Source organism: Shewanella sp. 1311 (assembly GCF_059338235.1).
Map to the genome: position 1 here is coordinate 1,212,616 of NZ_CM181686.1, position 26,694 is coordinate 1,239,309.

At 48.0% G+C, this 26,694-nt stretch carries 25 protein-coding genes; 11 read left to right on the forward strand and 14 right to left on the reverse strand.

Going from position 1 to position 26,694, the window contains the following annotated elements; all coding sequences use genetic code 11:
• Positions 1–16: 16 nt before the first annotated feature.
• The 9 genes from AC5YB3_RS05490 to glyA all read right to left on the reverse strand — a co-directional run bounded on the left by AC5YB3_RS05490 (position 17) and on the right by glyA (position 7,629).
• Entirely contained in the window at positions 17–511 is a 495-nt protein-coding gene (locus AC5YB3_RS05490) for a phosphatidylglycerophosphatase A family protein (protein ID WP_006082636.1), read from the reverse strand.
• Between the two features lie 15 nt (positions 512–526).
• On the reverse strand, positions 527–1,483 hold the full coding sequence (gene thiL / locus AC5YB3_RS05495) for a thiamine-phosphate kinase (protein ID WP_494527167.1): 957 nt from the start codon (positions 1,481–1,483) through the stop codon (positions 527–529).
• Between the two features lie 78 nt (positions 1,484–1,561).
• Positions 1,562–1,966, reverse strand: a complete 405-nt coding sequence (gene nusB, locus AC5YB3_RS05500; RefSeq protein WP_006082638.1) for a transcription antitermination factor NusB — start codon at positions 1,964–1,966, stop codon at positions 1,562–1,564.
• 11 nt (positions 1,967–1,977) lie between these two features.
• Positions 1,978–2,457 carry a 6,7-dimethyl-8-ribityllumazine synthase gene (ribH, locus tag AC5YB3_RS05505; RefSeq protein ID WP_006082639.1) on the reverse strand — a complete coding sequence of 160 codons (480 nt, stop codon included), beginning with the start codon at positions 2,455–2,457 and terminating at the stop codon, positions 1,978–1,980.
• A gap of 130 nt (positions 2,458–2,587) precedes the next feature.
• Positions 2,588–3,691 carry a bifunctional 3,4-dihydroxy-2-butanone-4-phosphate synthase/GTP cyclohydrolase II gene (ribBA, locus tag AC5YB3_RS05510; RefSeq protein WP_006082640.1) on the reverse strand — a complete coding sequence of 368 codons (1,104 nt, stop codon included), beginning with the start codon at positions 3,689–3,691 and terminating at the stop codon, positions 2,588–2,590.
• A gap of 66 nt (positions 3,692–3,757) precedes the next feature.
• Positions 3,758–4,414: a riboflavin synthase gene (locus AC5YB3_RS05515; RefSeq protein WP_107948637.1), complete on the reverse strand. Its 657-nt coding sequence runs from the start codon at positions 4,412–4,414 to the stop codon at positions 3,758–3,760.
• Between the two features lie 11 nt (positions 4,415–4,425).
• Complete coding sequence (gene ribD / locus AC5YB3_RS05520; RefSeq protein WP_494526713.1) at positions 4,426–5,580, reverse strand: bifunctional diaminohydroxyphosphoribosylaminopyrimidine deaminase/5-amino-6-(5-phosphoribosylamino)uracil reductase RibD; 1,155 nt, start codon at positions 5,578–5,580, stop codon at positions 4,426–4,428.
• Between the two features lie 145 nt (positions 5,581–5,725).
• On the reverse strand, positions 5,726–6,175 hold the full coding sequence (nrdR, locus tag AC5YB3_RS05525; RefSeq protein ID WP_006082643.1) for a transcriptional regulator NrdR: 450 nt from the start codon (positions 6,173–6,175) through the stop codon (positions 5,726–5,728).
• A 200-nt stretch (positions 6,176–6,375) separates the two neighbouring features.
• Positions 6,376–7,629 carry a serine hydroxymethyltransferase gene (gene glyA / locus AC5YB3_RS05530; RefSeq protein WP_006082644.1) on the reverse strand — a complete coding sequence of 418 codons (1,254 nt, stop codon included), beginning with the start codon at positions 7,627–7,629 and terminating at the stop codon, positions 6,376–6,378.
• Between the two features lie 189 nt (positions 7,630–7,818).
• On the opposite strand from glyA, the gene ettA reads away from it, so the two are divergent.
• Positions 7,819–9,486, forward strand: coding sequence for an energy-dependent translational throttle protein EttA (gene ettA / locus AC5YB3_RS05535; protein ID WP_006086878.1), 1,668 nt, complete (start codon positions 7,819–7,821; stop codon positions 9,484–9,486).
• A 163-nt stretch (positions 9,487–9,649) separates the two neighbouring features.
• Here ettA and AC5YB3_RS05540 read toward each other — a convergent pair whose 3' ends face one another.
• The gene (locus AC5YB3_RS05540; protein WP_432395524.1) at positions 9,650–10,594 is read right to left on the reverse strand and encodes a LysR family transcriptional regulator; all 945 of its coding nucleotides are present in this window, start codon (positions 10,592–10,594) and stop codon (positions 9,650–9,652) included.
• A 273-nt stretch (positions 10,595–10,867) separates the two neighbouring features.
• Between AC5YB3_RS05540 and AC5YB3_RS05545 the strand changes: the two genes are divergently transcribed.
• The 7 genes from AC5YB3_RS05545 (at position 10,868) to AC5YB3_RS05575 (ending at position 20,242) form a co-directional block, all read left to right on the forward strand.
• Positions 10,868–11,791, forward strand: a complete 924-nt coding sequence (locus AC5YB3_RS05545) for an MBL fold metallo-hydrolase (RefSeq protein WP_006086880.1) — start codon at positions 10,868–10,870, stop codon at positions 11,789–11,791.
• Positions 11,792–12,010: 219 nt separating this feature from the next.
• Complete coding sequence (locus tag AC5YB3_RS05550) at positions 12,011–12,703, forward strand: DsbA family protein (RefSeq protein ID WP_494526714.1); 693 nt, start codon at positions 12,011–12,013, stop codon at positions 12,701–12,703.
• Between the two features lie 2 nt (positions 12,704–12,705).
• On the forward strand, positions 12,706–13,176 hold the full coding sequence (locus tag AC5YB3_RS05555) for a nuclear transport factor 2 family protein (protein WP_494526715.1): 471 nt from the start codon (positions 12,706–12,708) through the stop codon (positions 13,174–13,176).
• Positions 13,177–13,501: 325 nt separating this feature from the next.
• A complete protein-coding gene (locus tag AC5YB3_RS05560; protein WP_494526716.1) occupies positions 13,502–14,704 on the forward strand; it encodes a metallophosphoesterase in 1,203 nt (400 codons plus the stop codon).
• Positions 14,705–14,983: 279 nt separating this feature from the next.
• Positions 14,984–15,778 (forward strand): substrate-binding periplasmic protein, encoded by a 795-nt coding sequence (locus AC5YB3_RS05565; protein WP_011847468.1) that lies wholly within the window; start codon positions 14,984–14,986, stop codon positions 15,776–15,778.
• A 211-nt stretch (positions 15,779–15,989) separates the two neighbouring features.
• Complete coding sequence (locus AC5YB3_RS05570) at positions 15,990–17,099, forward strand: efflux RND transporter periplasmic adaptor subunit (RefSeq protein ID WP_259522288.1); 1,110 nt, start codon at positions 15,990–15,992, stop codon at positions 17,097–17,099.
• On the forward strand, positions 17,099–20,242 hold the full coding sequence (locus AC5YB3_RS05575; protein WP_494526717.1) for a multidrug efflux RND transporter permease subunit: 3,144 nt from the start codon (positions 17,099–17,101) through the stop codon (positions 20,240–20,242). The genes AC5YB3_RS05570 and AC5YB3_RS05575 overlap by 1 nt, the downstream gene beginning before the upstream one ends.
• Positions 20,243–20,324: 82 nt before the next feature.
• Here AC5YB3_RS05575 and AC5YB3_RS05580 read toward each other — a convergent pair whose 3' ends face one another.
• The gene (locus AC5YB3_RS05580) at positions 20,325–21,488 is read right to left on the reverse strand and encodes a multidrug effflux MFS transporter (RefSeq protein WP_432367507.1); all 1,164 of its coding nucleotides are present in this window, start codon (positions 21,486–21,488) and stop codon (positions 20,325–20,327) included.
• 142 nt (positions 21,489–21,630) lie between these two features.
• Here AC5YB3_RS05580 and AC5YB3_RS05585 point away from each other — a divergent pair, with 142 nt between their 5' ends.
• Positions 21,631–22,398 carry an AraC family transcriptional regulator gene (locus AC5YB3_RS05585; protein ID WP_494526718.1) on the forward strand — a complete coding sequence of 256 codons (768 nt, stop codon included), beginning with the start codon at positions 21,631–21,633 and terminating at the stop codon, positions 22,396–22,398.
• A 72-nt stretch (positions 22,399–22,470) separates the two neighbouring features.
• On the opposite strand, the gene AC5YB3_RS05590 is transcribed toward AC5YB3_RS05585, so the two are convergent.
• A complete protein-coding gene (locus tag AC5YB3_RS05590; protein WP_226059628.1) occupies positions 22,471–23,382 on the reverse strand; it encodes a DMT family transporter in 912 nt (303 codons plus the stop codon).
• A gap of 193 nt (positions 23,383–23,575) precedes the next feature.
• Between AC5YB3_RS05590 and AC5YB3_RS05595 the strand changes: the two genes are divergently transcribed.
• Positions 23,576–24,439 carry a helix-turn-helix transcriptional regulator gene (locus AC5YB3_RS05595; RefSeq protein WP_494526719.1) on the forward strand — a complete coding sequence of 288 codons (864 nt, stop codon included), beginning with the start codon at positions 23,576–23,578 and terminating at the stop codon, positions 24,437–24,439.
• Between the two features lie 293 nt (positions 24,440–24,732).
• Positions 24,733–25,206, forward strand: coding sequence for a LabA-like NYN domain-containing protein (locus AC5YB3_RS05600; protein ID WP_006082658.1), 474 nt, complete (start codon positions 24,733–24,735; stop codon positions 25,204–25,206).
• A 78-nt stretch (positions 25,207–25,284) separates the two neighbouring features.
• Here AC5YB3_RS05600 and AC5YB3_RS05605 read toward each other — a convergent pair whose 3' ends face one another.
• Positions 25,285–25,761 carry a group I truncated hemoglobin gene (locus AC5YB3_RS05605; protein WP_494526720.1) on the reverse strand — a complete coding sequence of 159 codons (477 nt, stop codon included), beginning with the start codon at positions 25,759–25,761 and terminating at the stop codon, positions 25,285–25,287.
• A complete protein-coding gene (locus tag AC5YB3_RS05610; protein WP_427721469.1) occupies positions 25,758–26,627 on the reverse strand; it encodes a DUF3034 family protein in 870 nt (289 codons plus the stop codon). Before AC5YB3_RS05610 ends, AC5YB3_RS05605 begins: the two co-directional genes overlap by 4 nt.
• Positions 26,628–26,694 lie beyond the last annotated feature (67 nt).

A 26,694-nucleotide genomic window follows, 5' to 3' on the forward strand; every position in this document is an offset into this window, starting at 1 on the left:
CAATTTAGCTATCATGTTAGCTAACACACCAGACTAGCCCTTGCAGACAGATAAAGGCAAATACGCCCGCTAAGACATCATCAATCATAATGCCAAAACCACCTTCGACTTTGGCATCGAGCCAACGGATTGGCCAAGGTTTGATGATGTCAAAAAAGCGAAATAAACCAAAGCCCACTAACAGCCAAATCCAGCCCGCTGGTGCCGCTATCATAGTGATCAACAGTCCAGCCACTTCATCCCACACAATCGCGCCATGGTCGTGTACGCCCATGTCATGTGCCGCTTTACCACAGATATAAAATCCTGCAAATACACTCACTAAAGTTAAGCCGATATACCAAGCAAGCGGTAATGGCGCCATCAGTAAATAGAGGGGAATAGCAGCTATGGTACCGAAAGTACCGGGCGCTTTAGCGGCGAGTCCGCTACCGAAACCGAGTGCCAAAAAGTGGACAGGATTTTTTAATGACAGGCGCGTTAACGCCTGATCCTTTGACAACCATTTCATTAACATGCTCTTCGCTTAAAAGTGCTCGAAACCGTGATATGGCGGCGTAAATGGCTCACCATTGAGTCGTAACTTGAGCTTACTGCCCGCACAAATTTGCCCAACACGAACAAACTTTGCTCCTGCATGGCTTAATGCTGTCTCAAGCGCGCCTTTTTGCGCCTCAGGAACGGTGAACAACAATTCGTAATCTTCGCCGCCCGTTAGCGCATAACCTAAGGCATGATCCTCACTGACGGTATCTTGCATCGCGCGCGAAAGCGGGATGCAATTAACATCGACAACCGCACCAACTGCCGAAGCCTTAAGTACATGACCTATATCCGAGATAAACCCGTCGGAAAGGTCGATAGCACTGGAGGCTAGCGAACGCAAAGCTTGGCCCGCTAAGACTCTTGGTGTTGGACGATAATGGCGATTGATCAGGAATTCTTTATGCTCAGCTCTGGCCTGTTGCGCACCGCGAATGATATCCAGACCTAAGGCCGAATCTCCGAGCGTGCCCGTGACATAAATCCAATCACCAGCTTTAGCACCATGACGCGTGAGTGCCTTACCCTGCGGGACTTGGCCGTGCACTGTGATATTTATCGCCCGTGGGCCACGAGTCGTATCGCCGCCAATTAAGGCAATGCCATAGTAATCGGCCGCTTCAAATAAACCTTCGCTAAAACCACTGAGCCAAGTTTCATCGACTGCGGGTAACGTCAAGGCAAGCGTCATCCACGCAGGTTCAGCACCCATGGCAGCCAGATCAGATAAATTTACCGCTAAGGCTTTGTAACCTAAGGCAGCAGGAGGCATATCGGGGAAGAAGTGGACATTTTCGACTAAGGTGTCACAGGAGATAGCAATCGACTTGTTTTCTGCGGGTTGCACTAAAGCGCAATCGTCACCGATGCCAAGCTTCACATCACGGCGAGTGGGGCCGCGGTTGCTAAAATAACATTCAATTAATTGGAATTCTTTCACTGTACAGTTTGGCACGACTTACATCGGCCACCTTTGTTAGCAATGAAAAACGGTATCCTAAGATACCGTTTGTCTTTATTACTTGCGTGCAACCAGTTTGTCGAGCAGTCCATTCACAAACTTATGACTCTCGTCCGCACCGAAAGCTTTTGCCAACTCAATCGCTTCGTTAATCGCGACCTTATATGGCACATCTTTACGGAAAGTCAGCTCATAGGTCGCTAAACGAACTATGGCTTTCTCTACTGGAGACACTTCATCAATCGGGCGTTCCAGATGCGGGATGATCAGCTCATCCAATTGGGTTTTCTTCGTTGCAACGCCTGAAAATAGCTCACGAAAATAAGCTACATCAACACCGTCGAGACTTTGTTCAGTTAAAAACTCATGCTCGACATCGGCAATATTATTCCCGCTTAGTTGCCATGAATAAATGGCTTGAACGGCTAAACGGCGGGCCTTGCGGCGCTCAGAAGGCTTCATTATTTTTCCTACTATAACAACTGTTGTTCAAGTTCTTGCAGAACATTGACCATTTCAAGCAGACTTAAAGCAGCTTCGCCGCCTTTGTTACCCGCTTTGGTACCTGAACGTTCAATAGCTTGTTCAATGGTATCTGTGGTCAAAACACCGAAAGCAACAGGCAGATCAAATTCTAAAGCAACTTGAGCTAGACCTTTATTACATTCGCCTGCAACAAAATCAAAATGAGGAGTACCACCACGGATCACCGCACCTAATGCGATAATACCGTCGAATTTACCACTGGCAGCTACGCGACGCGCAGCTAGCGGCAACTCAACCGCACCTGGTACACGGACAACTGTGATATTGTCGTCGCTGACTTGGCCAAAACGTTTCAGCGTGTCAAGTGCACCTTCAAGCAAGCTCTCAACTAAAAAGCTGTTGAAACGCGAAATTACAATCGCAACTTTGGCATTTTTCGCTTCGATATTACCTTGAACTACGTTCATTATCTTACCTAATTTAGCTAAAGCACCCAGCTCGGGGCGAAAAGTGGCGACATGATATCACAGCCAATTGCCCAGAGCCCTATGCAAATTATCAGAAATTGTTAATTTTACTTCAGTGTAACTTTGGGTTTTAGTCCGCCACATACTCAGTCACTTCAAGGCCAAAGCCCGAAAGTGAATGGTAACGTTTAGGCGAGCTGAGCAGGCGCATCTTAGTCACGCCAAGGCTAGCGAGGATTTGCGAACCCACACCCACACGGCGCGACGTTCCCTGCCATTTTGCAGAAGCAGGCGCTTGGCCTTGATCTTCGGCTTCAAAGGCTTTCACCTTAGAGAGGATTTCACAGGGATGTTCTTGATTCCCTAGTAAAACCAATACGCCACCTTCTGCTGAAATACGCTCCATCGCCTTTTCGAGTGGCCAGCTGCGTTGCTGATCGCGCTCTGAATGGAGTAAATCGTTGAAGGTGTTTTGCAGATGCACGCGCACCAAACAATCACTCTTCACCTCACCTTTGACTAAGGCAAAATGCAGTTGATTGTCGATAGTGTCTCTGAAAGTCACCATATCGAACTCGCCGAAACGGGTCGGTAGTTTGCATTTAGCTTCACGCACAACCGTGGTTTCTTTAGTGTTGCGATACTCGATCAATGCCGCGATAGTGCCGATTTTGATACCGTGCAACTCGGAGAAAATCTCTAAATCTGGGCGGCGTGCCATAGTGCCGTCTTCGTTCAAAATCTCAACGATAACGCCCGATGGCTCAAGTCCCGCAAGACGGGCTAAATCACAACCAGCTTCAGTGTGGCCTGCGCGGGTTAATACGCCGCCGTCCTGTGCCATTAACGGGAAGATATGCCCAGGTTGCACTAAATCAGACGCTTTAGCCTCTTTAGCCACGGCCGCTTTTACCGTTACCGCGCGGTCGTGGGCCGAAATACCGGTAGTCACGCCTTCGGCTGCTTCAATAGAAACCGTAAAGTTAGTCGAGAACTGGGCGTTGTTATTCGTCACCATTAAGGGCAGATTTAACTGCTGACAACGGGCTTTGGTCATGGTCTGGCAAATGAGTCCACGGCCATATTTCGCCATAAAGTTAATCGCTTCTGGCGTTACCATTTCGGCCGCCATGATCAAATCACCTTCGTTTTCTCTGTCTTCGTCATCCATCAAAATAACCATTTTGCCTTGACGAATATCTTCGATGATCTCTTCTATACTGTGCAGCGCCATTGTAGGACCTTATGATTTTGCTGTTGTTATGAAATTCTATACCTTAGCAGTACGATTACCAGTGCACTAACGCACAAAGCCGGCACGGGCTAACATTTCCATGGTAACACCACCGCTCTTGCTGTCTTTGCCATCATAATTCATCAAGCGTTCAAGATAACGGGCGATTAAATCCACTTCGATATTCACCTTATCGCCCGCTTGCAGATCGATTAACGTGGTTTCCCCTGCGGTATGCGGCACTATAGTTAGTCGGAATCGACTGCCGTCCACTTCGTTAACCGTCAAACTCACGCCATCAATGGTGATGGAACCTTTATGGGCAATGTAACGCCCAAGCTCTGCAGGTGCGGCTAACCAAAACTCGATAGCTTGACCACGCACTAGGCGTTGCTCAACCATAGCAATACCGTCTACATGGCCGCTGACCATGTGTCCGCCTAAGCGTGTCGTTGGGGTGACGGCTTTTTCAAGATTAACCTTAGTGCCCACTTTGTAGTGAGCAAAACCGGTTAGACTCACTGTTTCGGCAGAGACATCAGCCACATAACCGTCGGCTAATTGCTGCACAACCGTTAAGCACACACCGTTGGTGGCAATACTGTCGCCTAAACGCACATCGTTTAAATCCAGTTTGCCGCTCGCCACGGTAAGACGAATATCATCGCCTTTACGCTCCAGTTTGCGCAGGGTGCCAACGGCTTCAATAATCCCAGTAAACATGGTTAACTCACTTAATTAATTAAAGAGGTATCAAGCTTAACGCTCAAGATTAAACGGGTATCTGGCCCTAATTTGCGCTCATCCACCAAAGTTAATGCAGGAATTTGCGCCATGGTTTTATAATCGGGTAGCTGCAGCAGATTGCGCCCTTGCCCACCGAGGATTTTCATCGCTTGGTATAGCACTAACTCATCGGCCAGCCCCCCTGCTAAAAAAGCGCCCGCTAAGGTTGCACCCGCTTCCACCAGCACGTGATTACAACTTTGGCCTAAATAGCTTAATAGTTCAGCTAAGGATACGCGACCTGCAATTGCAGGTAACACGAGGCAACTCACATGGGAGGGCAATTGTGCTTGAAACTCTGCGGGATAAGCCACGGTCGAGACCAAGAGTATCGGCGATACGATAGCCAAACAGGCAGCCGATAACGGCAAACGGGCGCGACTATCGAGTATGACTCTTAATGGCTGCAGTAATTGCGCCTCGGTTACGCAGTCTTTTATGTCGCCAAGTTCTTGATATCGCACATTGAGCGAGGGATCGTCAGCCAGTATGGTTTCAATTCCAGTCACCAACGCGCAGGAACGTAAGCGTAAGCGCTGCACGTCGCGGCGAGATTCAGGCCCGGTAATCCATTTAGACACACCGTTAGACAGCGCGGTTTTACCATCAAGACTCGCAGCTAATTTGACTGTAACTCTGGGTAAACCCGATTCCATGCGCTTCATAAAGCCTAAATTCAAGGCATAAGCTTCATCGCGGTGTAACCCCACATCCACTTCAATACCGGCGTCGCGCAGCATTTGAATACCGCGACCAGCCACTTGCGGATTAGGATCTTCAACCGCCACCACCACACGCTTAACGCCAATATTGATCAGTGCCAAGGCGCAGGGCGGCGTGCGGCCATAATGACTGCATGGCTCTAAGGTGACATAGGCTGTTGCGCCGCGGGCGTGTTCGCCAGCCATGCGTAGCGCATGCACTTCGGCGTGGGGCTCACCCGCTTTTTGATGATAACCTTCGCCGACAATCTGATTATCTTTAACGATAACGCAGCCCACACTGGGATTGGGTCTCGTGGTGTAAAAGCCTTTGCGCGCCAATTGAATAGCGCGGCTCATCATTTGGGTATCGAGTACGGACCAACTTATGTTCAAGCTCATGTTCAACCCTGTTGTTAAAGGTTTCGGCTTTCACCAGTCTTGTAAATCTGTGTTTAAAACCTGTCTTGCAGAAGCTATTAATCAAAGCCTCTATTAAAGCTAGCGCAACCAGAAGACTGAACGACAGGCCACAAAAATCGAATAACTACTTTTGCAGTTTAGCGATGGCTTCACCAAATTCAGACACGTCTTCAAAGGCGCGGTACACAGAAGCAAAACGTATGTAGGCGACTTTATCTAGGCTCATCAATTGCTCCATCATCAAGTTACCGACCATTTCTGAGGGCACTTCCCGCTCGCCAGTGGCGCGCAGGGTAGATTTGATTTTGCTGAGCGCTTGCTCGATTTCATCCATAGACACGGGGCGTTTTTCAACGGCGCGCAACATGCCACCTTGGAGTTTTTCTTCATCGAAGGGTTGGCGTGAACCATCACGTTTAATCACCCTAGGCATGACTAATTCGGCGCCTTCGAAGGTAGTAAATCTTTCATGGCATTCGGTGCATTCTCTGCGACGGCGCACTTGATGGCCTTCCGCCACTAATCGAGAATCGATGACTTTAGTATCTGTCGCGCTGCAAAATGGACAATGCATTGAGCCTCCTGCCAGTGAATGACGTAAAGCCGTTGGCTTTACTATGTTATCTAAGGTTAGCCTGTTTGGTTTAAGTCTAAGATTTTAGCAATAAAAATGGCCGCTTAATGCGGCCATGGGATTTTATCCTATTTATGGGCTGAGGTTAACCACCTGATGCTTGTTAGGCTCAGCACCACAAAAAGGAGACTATTTACAGATTAACCGTAAACAGGGAAACGTGCACACAGTGCCAATACTTGGCCCTTAACACGCTCAATCACAGCAGGATTGCTTGCATCATCAAGGATGTCACAAATCCAGCCTGTCAGCTCTTTCGATTCCGCTTCTTTAAAGCCGCGGCGCGTAATGGCTGGCGTACCGATACGCACACCTGAGGTCACAAAAGGTGAACGTGGATCGTTTGGCACTGAGTTTTTGTTCACGGTAATGTTAGCGCTACCTAAGGCGGCATCGGCTTCTTTACCGGTTAAGTCACGACCAATCAGATCAACTAGCATCAAGTGGTTGCTGGTTCCGCCAGAGACGATTTTGTAACCGCGCTCAAGGAACACTTCAACCATAGCTTTAGCGTTATTAACTACTTGCTGTTGGTACACTTTAAATTCTGGCTCTAAGGCTTCTTTGAACGCAACCGCTTTACCAGCGATAACGTGCATTAATGGGCCACCTTGACCGCCTGGGAATACCGCTGAATTCAACTTCTTATACAAGTCTTCATCATCAGCAGCAGACAGGATCACGCCACCACGAGGACCGGCTAAAGTTTTATGGGTCGTTGACGTCACAACGTGTGCGTGTGGTACTGGATTTGGATAAACGCCAGCAGCAATAAGACCGGCAACGTGCGCCATATCGACAAATAGGTAAGCACCTATTTTGTCTGCGATTTCACGCATTTTTGCCCAGTCAACGATACCAGAATAGGCAGAGAAACCGCCGATCATCATCTTAGGCTTATGTTCTACGGCCAGACGTTCCATTTCGTCGTAGTCAATTTTACCTGACTCGTCGATACCGTAAGGAATGATGTTGTACAGTTTGCCAGAGAAGTTAACGGGTGAACCGTGGGTCAAGTGACCACCGTGGGCTAAGTTCATGCCCAGTACGGTATCGCCAGGTTTTAACAATGCCATGTAAACAGCGCTGTTTGCCTGTGAACCTGAATGAGGTTGTACGTTAGCGTAAGTTGCGCCAAACAATTCTTTAGCACGTTCAATCGCTAAGGTTTCAACTACGTCCACATACTCACAACCACCGTAGTAACGCTTGCCTGGATAGCCTTCAGCGTACTTATTGGTTAACTGTGAACCTTGCGCTTCCATCACGCGTGGACTGGTGTAGTTTTCAGAAGCAATCAGCTCAATATGCTCTTCTTGACGCAGAGTTTCATTCTGAATTGCCTTAAACAGTTCCGGATCATAATCTGCGATATTCATATCTTTTTTCAGCATTGCTTACTCCAGCTGCCAATTCTTATAGGTAGGGTTGCGCGGTATTCTACTCGGAACGCGACCACAATCCCAGTATTTGAAACATGAAATTCCTGTGGATAGTACTTGAACTTGGCTCATTGTCGAGTTGAGTTCGGCGCACAATCGAGTAGAATTAGCCGCATCATTAGTCACTTAAGATAGAGAAAAATGGCTCAGTTTGTTTACAGCATGCTGCGGGTGGGTAAAATTGTTCCGCCTAAGAAGCAGATCCTTAAAGATATTTCTTTAAGCTTTTTCCCCGGCGCCAAAATTGGCGTACTCGGCCTCAACGGTTCAGGTAAGTCGACACTACTGCGCATTATGGCGGGTATCGACACCGAAATTGAAGGTGAAGCGCGCCCAATGCCGGGATTGAAAATCGGTTACCTGCCGCAGGAACCTAAACTCGATCCGAATCAAACCGTGCGTGAAGCGATTGAAGAAGCGGTAGCAGAGGCAAAAAATGCCCTGACTCGCCTCGATGCCGTTTACGCGGCCTACGCCGAGCCGGACGCCGATTTCGACGCCCTTGCAAAAGAGCAAGGCGAACTCGAAGCGATTATCCAAGCCCAAGATGCCCATAACTTAGAGTACGTCCTTGAGCGCGCCGCCAACGCCCTGCGTCTGCCGGATTGGGATGAAAAAATCGAAGTGTTATCCGGTGGTGAACGTCGCCGCGTAGCGATTTGTCGTTTGCTGCTTGAAAAGCCAGAAATGCTGCTACTGGACGAACCCACCAACCACTTGGATGCTGAATCTGTGGCGTGGCTTGAGCACTTTTTGCAGGAATATGCCGGTACTGTGGTCGCAATTACCCATGACAGATACTTCCTCGACAATGCCGCTGGCTGGATTTTAGAACTCGACCGCGGTGAAGGTATTCCGTGGGAAGGTAACTATTCTTCATGGCTTGAGCAGAAAGATGCCCGTCTGAAGCAAGAATCGGCTACCGAAAGTGCCCGCCAAAAAACCATTGCCAAGGAATTGGAATGGGTACGCCAAGGTGCCAAAGGCCGTCAGTCTAAGGGCAAGGCTCGTATGGCGCGCTTTGAAGAACTGAACACTAACGATTACCAAAAACGTAACGAAACCAACGAGCTGTTTATTCCGCCCGGACCACGTTTAGGCGACAAGGTCATTGAAGTGAATAACCTGACCAAATCTTATGGTGACCGCGTACTCATCGACAACCTGTCGTTCTCTGTGCCTAAGGGCGCTATCGTCGGTATTATCGGTGCCAACGGCGCGGGTAAATCAACCCTGTTCCGCATGTTATCCGGCGCTGAAACGCCAGACAGCGGCAGTATTGAGCTGGGTGATACTGTGCAATTGGCATCGGTTGAGCAGTTCCGCGATTCAATGAATGATAAAAACACCATTTGGGAAGAAATCTCCGGTGGTCAAGACATCATGCGTATCAACAACATGGAAATCCCGAGCCGCGCCTATGTAGGCCGCTTCAACTTCCGTGGTGGCGATCAGCAAAAAGTCATCGGCACCTTGTCGGGTGGTGAACGTAACCGAGTACATTTAGCCAAACTGCTGCAAGCGGGCGGTAACGTGTTATTACTCGACGAACCGACTAACGACTTAGACGTTGAAACCCTGCGCGCACTGGAAGAAGCGATTCTGGAATTCCCTGGTTGCGCTATGGTGATTTCGCATGACCGTTGGTTCCTCGACCGTATCGCGACCCACATTCTGGATTACCGTGACGAAGGCCAAGTGAACTTCTACGAAGGTAACTACACAGAATACTCGGCATGGTTGAAAAATACCTATGGCGCCGATGTAGTTGAGCCACACCGCTTGAAATACAAGCGCATGATTAAGTAGTCAAACGCATAATTGATTAAGCAAAAAAGGAGCTCAGGTCTAAGGATCTGCGCTCCTTTTTATTGGATGCTTTTTATGGGGAAGTTTTTATGAATAGTTTTTCTGGACTCGCTTTATCGACTTGTTTTTATTGGATGCTGTCGAATAGTTCCGATAAAACGACTCAGTTTTTCAAACTGGCAAAATAAGCCACCAGCATGTCCATCATCACCCTGAGTGCGGGTTGCATGTGTTTGCGGGATTGATACACACCATACACACCCAGTGACTGCGGCATGAACTCAGTCAATAAAGGCACTAACTGACCCGAATCTAAATAGGGTTTAGCCGCCCACAGCGGTTGCATTGCAATCCCCTCACCTGCCAGCGTGGCATTGAGCACCACCATAGAATCATTGGCGCTGAAATTGCCATTCACAGGCACATTAAACGCCTGACCTTGGTTTAACTTAGGATCAGAGTTCAGCGCCTGAGCCTGCTTCGCAGCCACATCGGCTTGATAAAAGCGCCACATCACATCGCCAAAGTAGGAATAGGTTAAGCAATTATGCTGGGTCAAATCTTCGGGATGCAGCACGGCGGCGCGGGTGGCAAGGTAACTCGGTGCAGCGCACACCACAGATTCACATTCCCCCAAGCGCCTTGCGATAAGGTTAGGATCGAGTTCATTGGTGATGCGAATCGCCAGATCAATCCGCTCGGCGACCAGATCGACAGTTTGACTACTCACGTGGATATTCACACTCGCCTGCGGATAACTGGCTAAGTATTGGTGCACCACGGGCGCTAAAATCTGATGCGCCAAAAACTGGGAGCAGCTAATGCGCAATAATCCGCGCGGAATCGCCACCGAAGCATGACTCACCGCTGGCACTTCGTTCGCCAGTTCGAGCAGTCGATGGCAATAATCCAGCACTTGCTCACCCGCTGGCGTTAAGCTGAGGCTACGCGTCGAACGATGCAACAATCTAGCGCCGGACCATTCTTCCATTTCGCTCAAGTAACGGGTCACCATAGAACGCGACATATCTAAAGCATTGGCGGCGCTTATCATGCTGCCGCGCTCGACAATAGTGACAAACACTTTAGCCGCTTCGAGTCTATCCATGATTTATCTCCACTCACGTTCAATCAATAACGTTTAATCACTCACTTTCAATCACTCGAAGGCTCACTCACATACTCGCGCCCCACATGAATAATAACTAAGAGTACATCCGGCCATTCGTCCGATTAATGCAACAAATATGGGCAGATACTCGCATTTATCTATTGATTATTGCAACCTATACTTAACTCACTTTTTGCAGCAGCTGCAAATCAATGAATGCTAAATCGAACCTTTTTACTCTTTCATCCTGTGACTATAAGTGAGCCAAAAATGAACACATCGACCTATGCTATACGCAACACAGTTAACGCCACATTGAAGGCCTCGTCTAAAATCAGCCTAGCCGCTACCTTACTGCTAGCGGGACTCGGCGCGGTCAATGCGGCACCATTGCAAGTGAGCCATTTTAATCCGGGCGAAAACAGCATCTTTGCCGTGTCATCGAGCTTTATCAGCGGCGAACACGAAATGATGTTAGTCGATGCGCAATTTCAAAATAACGATGCCCAAACCTTGGTTGATACGATTAAGGCCAGCGGTAAAAAGCTGACTCAGGTATATATCAGCCATAGTGACCCTGACTTTTATTTCGGCTTAGCCGTGATTAAAAAGAATTTCCCCGATGCACAAATTGTCGCGACTCAAACCACAGTCGATGCCATTAAAGCCTCAATGGAAGGCAAGCTCGCCTACTGGGGTCCGATTTTAAAGGACAATGCGCCAAGTGAATTAGTGTTACCTAAGGCGATTCACAGCGACACTTTCACCATAGACGGTGAGCAAGTGATTATCGAAGGTTTTAATGATAAACATCCTAAACACACTTTCCTGTGGGTGCCATCGGCAAAAACCATTACAGGTGGCGTAGAAGTATTTGATAACACGCATGTTTGGATGGCTGACACTCAAACTACCGCAGAGCGTCAGGAATGGTTAACTCATTTAGATGCGATGGAAAAACTGCTGCCGACCACAGTGATCCCGGGGCACTATTTAGGCGAAGCGCGATTTGATACCCGTGCCATCGGTTTTACCCGTGACTATGTGAAAGCCTTTGAAGTCGCAGCAAAAGCCTCGAAAGATTCAGCCGAATTAATCCAAAAGATGCTGGCGCTATACCCACAAATGCCAGCCGATGCAGGGCTTGAAATCAGCGCCAAAGTTTACATGGGCGAAATGACCTGGCCTATGTAAGTCCAGCCATACCTATCTCGGCGATGAGGTACAGCTAGTTAGGTGTAAAAGATAGTTAAGTGCAAACAGTTAAAGACAGGCACGTGTTCGATTGCGTGCCATTTTTTAGCTAAATGACCGCACCTAAATAACGGTACCAAACTAACGATTTTAATCGATGATATCAAAGGGCTTTAGTCGCTAATGTAGCGACGAACTTAAGCCAAAAGGTTTAACACTATGACTACCCCAACAACTCATTCTGCTAGCACGGCCAACTGCACACCAGCGACCAAAGTGCGTACTCTGCACGCGATTATCGACCCTTTATGTGGTTGGTGTTATGCCGCAGCGCCGTTACTCGATGCTGCAGCCAAAGCTGGCTTTACCATTAAGCTCCACGGCGGCGGTATGCTCACAGGCCCAAGACGCAAACAAATCGATGCCAACTGGCGCGACTATGTTATGCCCCACGATCTGCGCATTGCCGAGCTAACCGGACAGCCTTTTGGTGAGAACTATTTCGATGGTCTGCTGCGCGATACCACAGTCGTACTCGACTCGGCGCCCCCCATTAAAGCCATGCTCGCAGTCGATGCTATGGGCGGCGACAGTTTGGCCTATCTACACTCAGTACAACTGGCCCATTACCGCGATGGTCACAGCGCCAGTGATGAAGGTAATCTCGCAAGGTTAGCCGCTGAACTTGGGCTCGACCCTATAGGCTTTGCGCAGCATTATGCCCAAGGTGAAGACAAGCTGTATGAGCATATCGTTGAGTCCAGAGCATTATTGAATCTGATAGGTGCCCAAGGTTTCCCTTCGATGGCTATAGAGGATAATGACGGCAACATCACCGCCATTAATATCAACCGCTTCTACGGCCAACCCGCCCAGTGGTTAAGCCATCTTGAAGCGCAATTTGCGTCATAATCATGCCAATACTTAATGGTGTTTCAACAGGTTCATTAGTGAGTGAGCCTGCTCAGTTAAGTCTTATAGAAACAGCAAGGCAGACTGATGCGAATCTTGCACTGGTTAAAAGCACCTATGAGGGAAGTAGCTCTGCCGAGAACGCCAAAAATCTTCAGCATGCATTAGCGAGTGACGCACGCTGGACAGAGGCGGCAGGTTTTCCCTATGCGGGCACTTACATAGGCTTTAGCGCGATAGCCACCAAGGTGTTCGCTCGCCTCGAAACTGAATGGGATAACTATCGCGTCGATATCGAAGACTATGTCGCCCAAGGCGATAAGTTTTTTGCCTTCGGCACTTATTCAGGTACCTATGTCAAAACGGGCAAATATTTTAGCGCCCGAGTCGCCCATTTATGGAAGATACACAGCGGCAAAATCGTCAGTTTCGAACAGTTTGTCGATAGTCATACCGTCGTCAATGCCATGTAAATGTCAATGCATGCAACGTTTAATGCCATGCAACTACAGTCATCAGCTATAGACATACAAGTATGAAATAACTGAATAATGAGGCGGGCAAGTTTAATTTAGCCCGCCTAGTGACTTGTCGACCCTAAGCCTTATCCGTATGATTTAGTCTTTTCAATATGTTGAGCACTTGAAACTAAGTACTTGAGATTAAGCGCTTGAGTCTGAGCGTTTAAAATTGAACACTTGAGATTAACTTCGCAAAGTTACACATTCGAAGACTCATCAACTCAAGTGTCTAAAATGACAGAATGAATAACTAAAACAAGAACAAGGATGCGGTCTAATGCAAATCAATTCGATGCCAGTCGGGGCTCACCCAATCACACTATCTATCACCCGACTGAGTCGAGCCAGCCAATGGATACTCAAGCGACATAGAAAATTCACGTCCCTGTTATGGTTTGTCACCGCACTCCCTTTTGTCACACTCTCCTTTAACTCATTGGCGGCCAATACCAGTGAGGCCGAGCCAGAACTAAATATTCAAGAAAGCAGCGTCACCGATGGCCCTTATGTGTTTTTGGACAATGCTCAAAAAGACACTGCCTATTGGATTTGCCAGAGTGAGCTAAAACAAACGCCGATTGCGAAGGCGCAGTTAACTCGCCCTGCCAGTTGCGGTGAATTACCAGAGCCCCATCTTCACACACTAGCGGCCACGGTTGAGCCCGATACCTTTACTCATGTCAGCAAAATTGTCGCCCTTAGCGATGTGCACGGCCAATTTGATGTGATGATTAACTTACTAAAAGCCCATAAGATTATCGACAAAGATAACCACTGGGCCTTTGATGACGGTCATATGGTGATGACGGGCGACATGTTTGACCGTGGCCATCAAGTCAATGAAGTATTGTGGTTTTTATATGCCTTAGATCAAGAAGCTCAAGCTGCGGGCGGGCGCTTACATCTACTCATGGGCAACCACGAGCAAATGGTGTTCCGCGGCGACTTACGCTACGTCAACGAACGCTATCAAGTCTCGGCAGATTTACTCAAACGCCACTACGATGGGCTCTACAACAAAGACACCGAAATCGGCCAGTGGCTTCGCAGCAAACACACATTAGTCAAAATCAATAATATCTTGTTTATGCATGGGGGCATCAGCCCTGAATGGGTCGAGCGTAAATTACATATCAGCGAGGCTAACCAACTATTTCGTCAGCATTTAGATGATAAAAAAGCCGATTTGAAGCAAGATGATTTACTCAACTTTCTGTTTTTTACCAATGGTCCAACTTGGTATCGCGGTTACTTTAAAGATGAACTGAAAGAGTCGGATATCGATAGCATACTGAGCTATTTCAAGGTCGAGCATATTGTCGTTGGACACACATCGCAGGAGCAAGTGCTTGGTCTCTATCACAATAAAATCATTGCGATAGACAGCAGCATTAAGAGTGGTCAATCCGGTGAACTGTTACTTATCGACGCCGGCAAACTCAGCCGCGGTCTGTATCAGGGTGAGCAGGTTTCGCTATAAAATACCTCACTAATATCTTCGCCATAATATGTGAATGCCCAAGCGCCCTAATGCATAAATAAGTTAGGGCGCGAATGTATAAATAAGCAAAGGTAAAACGGGCACCCACCATGGTTCTAAATCTGTAGCGTTCTCAATCTGCATGGCTCTTAATCGGCATAGTTCTAAATCTATATTGCTCTCAACATGCACTCATCTTAGTACTCATAAGTTCGCCAGTTTTTATTAACTCTGACTATACTCAAGCCAAGTGCGACTCACCTAAGTGCTGGAGTAGATATGGGGAAAAAATTACTCACATTATCTGGCTTTTGCTTGTTTATGCTCGGCTTTATCCACCCCGCATTTGCGGGTCGAGAACTCCATTTAGTCGCCACTAACTACCCTCCTTTTTATGCCGATGCTTTACCCGAACAGGGCGGCGTCGCCCAAGTGGTCAAAGAAGCCTTTAAACGCCAAGGTTACAATGCCAGCCTTAAGTTTTATCCCTTCGCTCGCGCAGCCTTACTCGTTAAAACGGGCCAAGCCGATGGCATTATTGGACTCTGGTATCGCAAAGAGCGTGAGCAATGGGCTCAATATTCTGCGCCAATCCAACCCGTACAAATCGTGTTTTATAAACGTAAAGATGCGCCGCTGAGCTTTAGTCAGCTCTCTGAGCTCAAGCCCTACACGATTGGCATAGGTCGCGGTTACGCTAATCCACCCGAAATCTTCGCCGCAGGGCTCACCACCGAAGAAGGTAATTCGGATGAAATGAACCTCAAGAAGCTATTTTTAAAGCGTATCGACTTAGTCTTGATTGGCCATAATTTAGCCAGATACTTAATTAAAAAAGGCCCCGCTGAATATAACGATGCCTTTGAACAAGTCGGTCAACCCATAGCGACAGAGGTATTTCACTTAGGGGTGTCTCTGGCCGTGACGGATCATCAGCAGTTAGTGACGGATTTTAATCAAGGCTTAGAAAGTATGCGTAGCGATGGTCGATTAGCTTCCATTTTAAGCCAATATCCTCAGGTTGAAACGACTCAAGCCCCAGTGGAAAAAACGCGTACTGAGGTCCATCCCTAGCGCACGTGGGTCTTCTCGCACTGGCCCTTTGCACAAAAAAAACCGCAAAAGCCGCGTTGAATTGTGTTCAAGGCTCAAAAAACACAATTTCTTTCATTTTCGTTTGCTTACCTTTACAAACTTTTACCCAACTCGGGTAGGTTATTCACTAGAATAGCCCCATTAGAGCTATCACCTTTTTCAACTGCCTTTGCGCGAGATAATAATTACAATGAAAAAAACCATTATTGCCATTGCCCTGCTTGCGGTTATCGCCACAGCGGTGAGTTTTAGTGATGTCCTTCAAGCAGCCAAACCCGAAAGCGCTCCCCACCTTATGCGTACCGTTCCAGTGGTCACGGGGGAAGTCGTTGAATATCCGTTAGCACAATCTATCTCGCTTATCGGCAAACTCGCTGCCGAACGCGCAGTGATCATAGCGCCGCAAGTCACAGGTAAGATTAAGAAAGTCGCCGTGACCTCAAACCAAGCGGTGAAAAAAGGCCAGTTGCTCATCGAACTCGATGATATGAAAACCCAAGCTGCCGTTGCAGAGGCCAATGCGTTTCTCAACGATGAAAAACGTAAACTCAAAGAATTTGAAAAACTGATCAGCCGTAACGCCATCACCCAAACCGAAATTGACGCACAAAAAGCCAGTGTGGATATCGCCCAAGCACGTTTAGCTTCAGCCCAAGCGGATTTACATTACCACTCGCTGATTGCACCGTTTGCGGGCAATACTGGACTGATTAATTTCAGCGAAGGCAAGATGGTCAGCATAGGCACTGAATTAATGTCGCTGGATGATTTATCTAGCATGCGCCTCGACTTACAAGTGCCAGAGCATTTCCTGTCGCAATTGAGCATAGGTATGCAAGTGGCGGCCACCAGCCGTGCTTGGCCGGATGAAACCTTTACCGGTAAAGTTGTCGCTATCGATCCACGCGTCAATGAAGAAACCTTAAACCTTAAAGTGCGGGTGCAATTCGACAACCCCAAAAATCGCTTAAAACCTGGCATGATGATGTCGTCCACTATCACGTTCCCTGCAATTTCAGCACCTATGGTGCCAGTACAAGCCCTTGAATATTCAGGCACTAAACGTTACGTGTACGTGGTTAGCGCCGATCACATCGCCAACCGCACCGAAGTGCAGTTAGGTGCGCGTATCGATAACCAAGTCTTGATTGAAAACGGTTTAAAAATAGGTGACAAAGTCGTCGTACAAGGCTTAGTGAATATGCGCGATGGCCTGAAAATCAATGAAGTGACGCTCGATGCCAAGGCATCTACCCGTGCGGCTGAGCTTTCAAGCCCAAAAGCTACGGAGACTAAATAATGTGGTTATCCGATGTTTCGGTTAAACGCCCTGTCGTTGCCATCGTTTTAAGCTTACTGCTGTGCGTATTCGGCATAGTCTCCTTCTCTAAATTGTCGATACGGGAAATGCCCGACGTCGAAAGCCCTGTGGTCACCATTAGCACCAGTTACTCGGGTGCGTCGGCGGCCATTATGGAAAGCCAGATCACTAAAACCCTAGAAGATGAACTGACGGGGATCAGTGGTATCGACGAAATCACGTCGACCACCCGTAATGGTAGCTCGCGTATCACAGTGAAATTCCTCCTCGGGTGGAACTTAACCGAAGGCGTAAGTGATGTGCGTGACGCTGTGGCCCGCGCCCAGCGCAGGCTGCCTGAAGATGCGAAAGATCCTGTTGTCTCCAAAGACAACGGTTCGGGCGAGCCCTCCGTCTATGTTAATTTAAGTTCGAGTGTGATGGACCGCACTCAATTAACGGATTACGCCCAGCGCGTGTTAGAGGACAGATTCAGCCTTATCAGTGGCGTGAGCTCCATCAGTATTTCCGGCGGTTTATACAAGGTCATGTACGTCAAGCTCAGACCCGAGCAAATGGCAGGCCGCAATGTCACAGTCACCGACATAACGAACGCGCTGCGTAAAGAAAACATCGAAACACCCGGCGGCCAAGTGCGAAACGACACCACAGTGATGTCGGTCCGTACCAAACGCTTGTATTACACGCCAAAGGATTTTGACTACCTTGTGGTGCGTACCGCCAGCGATGGCACGCCTATCTACTTAAAAGATGTGGCCGATGTGGCTGTCGGCGCACAAAACGAAAACTCGACCTTCAAAAGCGATGGTATCGTTAACATCAGTTTAGGCATTATTGCCCAGTCCGATGCCAACCCATTGCTCGTTGCCAAAGAAGTGCACCAAGAAGTCGACCGCGTACAAGACTTCCTGCCCGAAGGCACTAGCCTAGTGGTCGACTTCGACTCTACCGTATTTATCGACCGCTCGATTAACGAGGTCTATAGCACCCTTTATGTCACCGGCGCCTTAGTGGTACTCGTGCTGTATATCTTTATCGGACAAGCGCGGGCAACACTCATCCCTGCGGTAACGGTTCCGGTATCGTTAATCTCGGCATTTATCGCCGCTAACATGCTAGGTTATTCGATTAACCTACTGACATTAATGGCGTTAATCCTCTCCATCGGTCTAGTGGTCGATGATGCGATTGTGGTGGTCGAGAACATTTTCCACCATATCGAAAAAGGCGAAGAGCCCTTACTCGCCGCCTATAAAGGCACCCGCGAAGTCGGCTTTGCCGTTGTCGCCACCACGGCGGTATTAGTCATGGTATTCCTGCCGATTTCCTTTATGGAGGGCATGGTCGGACTTTTATTTACCGAGTTCTCCGTGATGTTGGCGGTGTCGGTGCTGTTTTCCTCCTTAGTAGCACTGACACTTACGCCCGTGCTGAGCAGCAAATTACTTAAAGCCAACGTCAAACCGAATCGCTTTAATCGTTGGGTCGATCGCGGTTTTGCCCGCATGGAAAGCGTCTATCGCGTCGCTGTTACTCGGGCGATTAAACTTCGTCTACTCGCGCCCTTAGTTATCCTCGCCTGTATTGGCGGCAGTGCTTGGTTAATGCAACAAGTGCCGTCACAGCTGGCGCCGCAGGAAGACCGCGGCGTATTGTTCGCCTTTGTTAAAGGCGCCGAAGGCACCAGTTATAACCGTATGACAGCTAACATGGACATAGTCGAAGACAGACTCATGCCCTTGCTGGGTCAAGGTGTGCTGCGCTCCTTCAGCGTGCAAGCCCCCGCGTTTGGTGGCCGTGCGGGCGATCAAACGGGCTTTGTGATCATGCAGCTTGAAGATTGGGGCACACGCACCGAATCCGCACAGCAAGCGCTTGGGATTATTAGCAAAGCATTGAAGGACATTCCCGATGTGATGGTTCGCCCTATGATGCCAGGCTTTAGGGGCCAATCGAGCGAACCGGTGCAATTTGTGCTTGGTGGTTCGGACTATGCCGAACTCTTTAAGTGGGCGCAGGTGCTCAAAGAAGAAGCCAATGCCAGCCCTATGATGGAAGGCGCCGATTTAGACTACGCCGAAACCACGCCTGAGCTTATCGTTACTGTTGATAAAGAACGCGCTGCGGAGCTTGGGATCAGTGTCGATGACGTCTCGCAAACCTTAGAAGTCATGCTCGGCGGTCGCACCGAAACCACCTATGTGGATCGCGGCGAAGAGTACGATGTGTACTTGCGCGGTGATGAAAACAGTTTTAACAACGTTGGCGATCTTAGCCAAATCTACATACGTTCCGGTAAAGGCGAATTAGTGACGCTTGATACCGTGACCCATATCGAAGAAATTGCTTCGGCACAAAGATTAAGTCACACCAATAAGCAAAAATCGATCACCCTCAAGGCTAACGTCAGTGAAGGTTACACCTTAGGTGAAGGCTTAAAGTTTCTTGATGCTAAAGCCATTGAATTATTACCTAAGGATATTTCCATTGGTTACACCGGCGAATCCAAAGACTTTAAGGAAAACCAAAGCAGTATCTTCATCGTATTTGGTTTGGCCTTACTGGTCGCTTACTTAGTGTTAGCCGCGCAGTTTGAAAGTTTTATCAACCCGTTAGTGGTGATGTTTACTGTGCCTATGGGCGTATTTGGCGGTTTCTTAGGTCTACTGATCACCAGTCAAGGGATCAACATCTACAGTCAGATAGGCATGATCATGTTGATTGGTATGGTGACCAAAAACGGTATCCTTATCGTGGAGTTTGCTAACCAATTACGTGACCGCGGCTTTGAACTCGATAAAGCCATTATCGACGCTTCATCCCGTCGTTTGCGGCCAATCCTAATGACAGCCTTCACCACATTAGTGGGCGCTGTACCGTTAATTTTCTCGACGGGCGCAGGCTCAGAAAGTCGTATCGCTGTAGGTACTGTAGTGTTCTTCGGTATGGCATTCGCCACCTTTGTGACCCTACTCGTCATCCCCGCCATGTATCGATTAATCTCGGCAGCGACCCATTCACCGGGATATGTTGAAGCTAAGCTTGAAGCGGCAATTAAAGCGCAAGAGTTAGCGGACCAAGAGGCGGCCGCAAAACAGCAGGAGCTTGCGCCTAAGGCCTAGCGCTTCACGCCTACTCATAAATGTAAATAATCACATAACAAAAAGCCAAGGCAATCAGTGCCTTGGCTTTTTCTATTTATATTTAAGCGTTTTTTGCTTTATGGGCTAAGCCCACATTTACACCTAATCCAACACAAAGCAGTGCACTTAACGTAATCACTATACCTAAATGGTGAATGATTCCTGCGCCGCCTAAACCTAGTCCCAACAAAATGTAATAAAACAGTCCGAAGAGTGCGCCAGCAGAGCCCGCATAGGCGCGGTAGTTTGCCAGAGCCGAGCTGAGTATGTTCGGAATCGCGATACCGTAAGCAATCACAATCAATAGCATAGGCGCTAAAAAGTAAACATTATTCAGCCCTATAAAGGTCGATTGGATCAGCCAAATCCCCAATCCACCGACAAGTGCAATAGCACTGGCTAAGCGAACCAGTCGTGCACCGGTGTGGCCTCGACCCAGCATTATTTTATTAACATAACTGCCAAGGAATGTACCAAAGCCTAACAGTAAGCCACTGGTACCAAAGGCAAGCGTCGATAACCCTTGCGCCTCAAACATAAATGGCGCCAGTGAAAAGTAGCTAAACCACATCAGATTAAACGCCGCCACCAACAAGGTGTTCTTAATAATCCCACTATCGGTAAGCATCTTAATCGCTAACTCGCCTATGGCGATTTTCTGGGTGTGTGCGGGTTTGGTTTCGGGTAAAGATTTTACAGACAAAAATAACAACACGATCGCAGAGACCATGAGTGCGACAAACACACCTTGATATCCCCAATACGCACTGAGGACACTGCCCAATAGCAATCCGATAACTGGGCTTATTCCAAGTGACATTCCCATCACAGAAAAAACTTTCGCTAATTCCTCTCCGCTATAACTGTCACGCATCATAGTTTGGGTAATCACAGACCCCACTGCCGCGCCAAAGGCCGACAATATGCGGGCCATCAACAACAGGCTAAAGTCGCTAACCATCAAGGCTAACGCTGAGCCAATGGCATAACAGACTAATCCCGCGAGCATAGCTTTACGGCGACCAATAATGTCGGCTAAGCGGCCCCAGCAAAATACGCCGATGGCAAAGGCCATAAAGTACACAGATAAGGTTTGCGATGCAGCGGCAACCGACACAGCAAAGTTTTCTGCAATATTAGGCAAAGCAGGGCTATAAATGGTTTCCATAATTTGCGGAAACATCATTAGCAGCACAACGAGCCCTAATGGTGGTTTTATATTCATGATTTTTAGTCCATTTCAGTCATCCAAATGAGTTGGTTTACCGAAATGTTGCTCCATACTTGTCAAAGATGGCGCAGTATAGATAAAATCCAAATGTGTCCATTAGCAACACTTAGACAAAAAACATCAAAAAAAGGACAAAATGGCCTTTATTCTACCTGAACAGCAATTTAATCCAGACCAGCTGGATAATCTGGTCATTGGCATTGCCGCAGATATGGGCGAGCACGACTCGGGAGTGCATTACCACAGAAAAGCACAACTGCTGTACGCCCCCACAGGCGTGATGAGATTCACCCTAGCCGAGACTCAAATGGTGTTACCGCCAACGCGTGCGGCTTGGTTGCCAGCTGGCGTTAAGCACAGCGTCACCATGCGTAATGTGGTTGCCTATCGCTCACTCTACTTTGAACCAGAAACCGTCACTTCATTGCCCGATAAAGTCACTATTTTCCATGTAAACCCGCTACTCAAAGCGTTAATCGACACTATGTCGTTTTGGCCTTGGGACAAACCAAGAAGCACTCAGCACAATGCCTTTTTGCTGCTCTGCGAAGAATTGGGCAATGCCGCGGAAGAAAATCTGGCTTTACCCCTCCCACAGAATAAACGTTTAAAAACCTGGCTTGCGCAACTGCAACAACACCAAAAACCGCCAGCCAATCTTAAGGATATGGCAGTAGAAATCGGAGCCAGTGAACGCACAATTAGCCGCATTTTTAGCGCACAGACGGGAATGGCTTATCAAGCATGGCGCCAGCAATGGCGCTTACTCTCAGCCATTGAACAATTGGCGGCGGGGGCATCGGTAGCGCAGGTGGGCTTTAATTTACAATTTTCCAGTGACAGTGCCTTTATCAGCTTTTTTAAGCAATATACCGGCACCACACCGGCACAATATTTCAAATAAGTACTGGCTCGACTGACTTACAATCGTCGAATCGAGCCTTTCCTCATGTGCATCATGACGCTAGCTGCGACGTTAGGCTTTCAGCGCTGGCGTGGTAGAAGACTTAAACCAAGCAAGCGGTCGTTGGCGGCGCGTTAACATGTTACCGAGCGCGACCAGCAAGAGTCCCACACTTGAATACCAAGTCCAGTGATAATCCTCAAACACACTCGATACACTAAGCGCCACCACAGGGGTTATCACCAACAGATACGCCGCTGCGTTAGCGCCAATTCGCTCAACCAAGATCAAATAAGCGGTAAAGCCAATCACAGAGGCGATAACGGCTAAGTAGAACAAGCTGCCAAGATAACTCGTTGTTAGCGGTAAACTAAAGCTTAAACCTTTAAACCAGATGATCAGCAGTAACGCCGCACTGCCGTAGCACATGGCATATGCTGTCGAGGTAAAAGGCGACACATTATCGCGCGAGTTACGCATGCTGATCATATTGCCAATCGAGAAAAACCACGTACCTAGCAGCGAAAACAGTAAGCCCCACACTAAGGTTTGTGACCACTGAGTCGCGAGCAAATCGGCGCCAAAGAGTAAGATAATGCCTCCCAGACCGACACTGACTCCTAACCAAAAGTTGCGGGTAGTGGGCGTGCCGTAAAAAATGCGGCCATGTATCGCATTAAAAATGGGCGCAGTGGCCATAATCACCGCCGTTAAACCGCTGGCGATATAATGGGTTGCGGTATAGAACGCGATAAAGTTCAAACAAAATAGACACACGCCTTGCAGTGCAAACCAAGGATGCTGCCTAAGCTTTACCGCTTGCAGCTTGTTAAAGGCAAAGCCGAAGGCGAACATCAACAGGCTTGCTATCGCGAAGCGATAAAAAATCGAGACTTCCGTCGCCACCTCACCGTGCTGCCACTTAATGGCAATCCACGAAAAACCCCACACAAAAATCATCAGCAAATACATCACAGCAGCCATAATGAGCCCCCCTCACCTTCATAAAATACTTAATGACGCGAACTATACAGCGATGACTTTCGTCCTTATGTCACCATCTTGTGGGTCATAACACGATATTGCGGTTTTAATCGCGAGCGAACGTTGAGCCGCATTAATAAGTGCGATAATTTGGACAGACAAAACACTTAGCCAGTGAGATAACAAGGACCCCATGGAGCCCAAATACACCAGTTTTGATAAATCTGCTAAGACCTGTATTCGCCAACAAGTGATTACGGAGGATTTATCTTGGGCCCATTATCAAAATGCGGGCGAGCGTTTGTATTACCAAAACGACACACAACACACGCTGAGCATGTATCTGGATGGCGGCTACGAAACCCACAGAACCGATATCAAAGCCGACTATGGCGCGCCCAGCAAGTTTTGCCTTATGCCCCAAGGCTGCCAAAGCCATTGGCAACTGGGACAACCGCAGCAATTTATGCATTTGTATTTTAGCGATGAACATCTGAAGAAATTGGCCGTGCGAGTCTTTGATAAAGATCCACGCCAAGTGCGTTTACCTGAGCTGACCTTTGTCGACAATCCGAGGTTAGAGGCGCTATTTCGGCATCAAGTTGCCGGGCTCAATTGGCAGATCAGTGATAACCATCTAATGATGGAACAGGTAACCGACACTGTGCTGGTGACGTTACTACAAAGTTCCGGCTTTAATTTGTCGGTGGGGCCAATCAAGGGCGGGTTAGCACCTAAAGTGGCGAAAGCGATCAAAGAGTTTATTTATTGCCATTCACATCGGCAGATTTATTTGTCTGAACTGGCCGAGATTGCCCAGCTTAGCGAGTACCATTTTTGCCGCATGTTTAAATGCCAATTTGCGATGACGCCGCAGGAGTATTTGCTACAAGTGCGCATCGAAAAGGTCAAACAAAGCTTGAGTCATTCAACGCAATCCTTGACCGATATCGCCCTCAATAATGGCTTCGCTAATCAAAGCCACATGGGCCGCTACTTTAAAAAGCTCAGCGGCATGTCACCGGGCGAATATCAAAAACATCATCAAGGCCGCTAGCAAACAAAAACGATTCCCCTGCTCGATTCAATCCTGCGTTAATCTTTGCCCACAGCCTGCGTTTAGGCACGCTGGTTAAACTCGGCATTAAAGGGATTACTTTTCAGTAGCATATGAAGTAGCAATGCTGATAAATCAAACGGTTCATTAGCATTATAAGCGTGAAGTGTAAGTACAGAGAACATGCTCGCGCTGGAAATGACTCAGTAAAGTTCACACTTTCGCGCCTTTCAAAACCGCCACACCAGTCTGTGTTATAGTCATCCCTTAGCTGCTACTGACGTGAGTACTCTGTGAAGAAAATCGCTTTATTTGTGGATGTACAAAACATCTATTACACCTGCCGTGAAGCCTATGGCCGCCAATTTAATTACCGTAAATTATGGCAACACTTAGGTTACGAAGGCGACATAGCGTTGGCCGTGGCTTATGCCATCCACAAGGGGGACGATGGGCAGTTAAAATTCCAGGACGCGTTAAAGCACATAGGCTTTGAAGTGAAGTTAAAACCTTTCATTCAGCGCAGCGATGGCTCGGCCAAAGGCGACTGGGATGTGGGGATCACTATCGATATTATGGAAGCGGCGAGTGAAGTCGATACTGTGATCTTATTGTCTGGTGATGGCGATTTCGATTTATTACTGCAAAAAATCCATCAAAAATATGGCGTTGAAACCCAAGTCTATGGCGTCCCTACCCTGACGGCTAAATCCTTAAGGGATGCAGCGTCTCAATTTCACCCCATCGATGAAGCGCTCTTGCTCTAGCGCAAATAAAAATGCTGCTATCCATCACGACAGCAGCATCTGAAATTCACTATTTTAGCCATCAAAGTTACAACACATCTAATGATAGGTAATGTCCGAATACATAGGTGCGAGACGTTTTAGGAGGGCATTGCGGGTCGATAATGGTATGTGTTGCTCCTTCATCGATTCAATTAAATGGCCCACTAAGGCATCAAAATCCGCCTGAGTAATATTCAACCCTTGATGACTCAGTGCCATATTTTCACCGTGATACACGCAACCGCCATCAGCAATCAGACAAAAATGCTCAATGGCGCGCTCACGAAATAACGCGATATCCGTCTCTTGGAAGTGATGCACTATGCGTGGATCGGTTGCTATGCGGGCAAGTAAGCCATCGACAATCGCCGATAAACCGGCTTCACCACCTAGCGCTTGGTATAAGGTTTGCGGGCTTGAGGTGTCATTATTTGAGTTAACCTGTGGCGCCGATGTTTCAGCCGTTTGCACTGCGCAGCCAGTAAAAAAAAGCAAAGCGGCGACAGATAATAGCTTCAGCAATAAACGACTCATAGTGTTCCCTCCACCGACACATACCAACCTTGCTGATCGGCAAAACCCGCAATACTGCCTAAATTCGCATAAGCGGTGACCACGGAAAGATGCTTATTGATAAACCAAGCTAAAAACACATCTTGCCAATCATCTTCACGGGCAAAAGCTAACTCATTGGGTTTCTGGCGATATTCGATACCCAGCGCCACATTATCCGTCAGCAATACCGCCACAGACGCTTCGAGCACAAACTGGTAATCATTACTGGCTTGGGTACCAAAACCCAATAAACCCGTTTGATTCGCCTTGGTCGCGCGCACTGTACCATTAAGTAATAAATTGCGCCCCGCCACCGCATCGAAAAATACTTTGCTGGCCGCAATATACACATCTAACCCCCAATCATCCCGCGCCCCAACCGCCAGAGGAATCGCAAAGTCATCGACTCTTTTATACTGAGCACCTAAGGTGATTTGCGGCATAGCCGTATAAAGTAACTCGCCGGCAAGCTTGTATTTTACCCCAAAGATATCTTGGCCTAACTCGCCGCCCATAGTATCTAAATCAAAGGTTTGCCGCGCAACGCTGAGCTCGAATCGATTATCAAAACTCAATGAAGCGCCAATCACTTTCAGCGTAAAGTCATCGACATAAACGCCTGTCGCCATCGCCGTAGCGGACCATTCATCGCTACTGCCATAACCGTTGATCACCGCCCACGGCACTATGCCACCGCCAGCACTGCCCTCAATCGTCGTCCCGCCGCCAGTCGCAACCACGCGGCTACCTTCGGCAAACGCAGGAACTGTGCCCAATAGCAAAAACAGGCAAGGCAAAGCCTTCACATAATTCCAAGCTAATGAATTCAACTTCAATGCATTCATGGCAATGTTCACTCGCTACTCCGCTTTATTCTTTCGAATACGTCTAATTTTAACGCCTTTTGTGCGC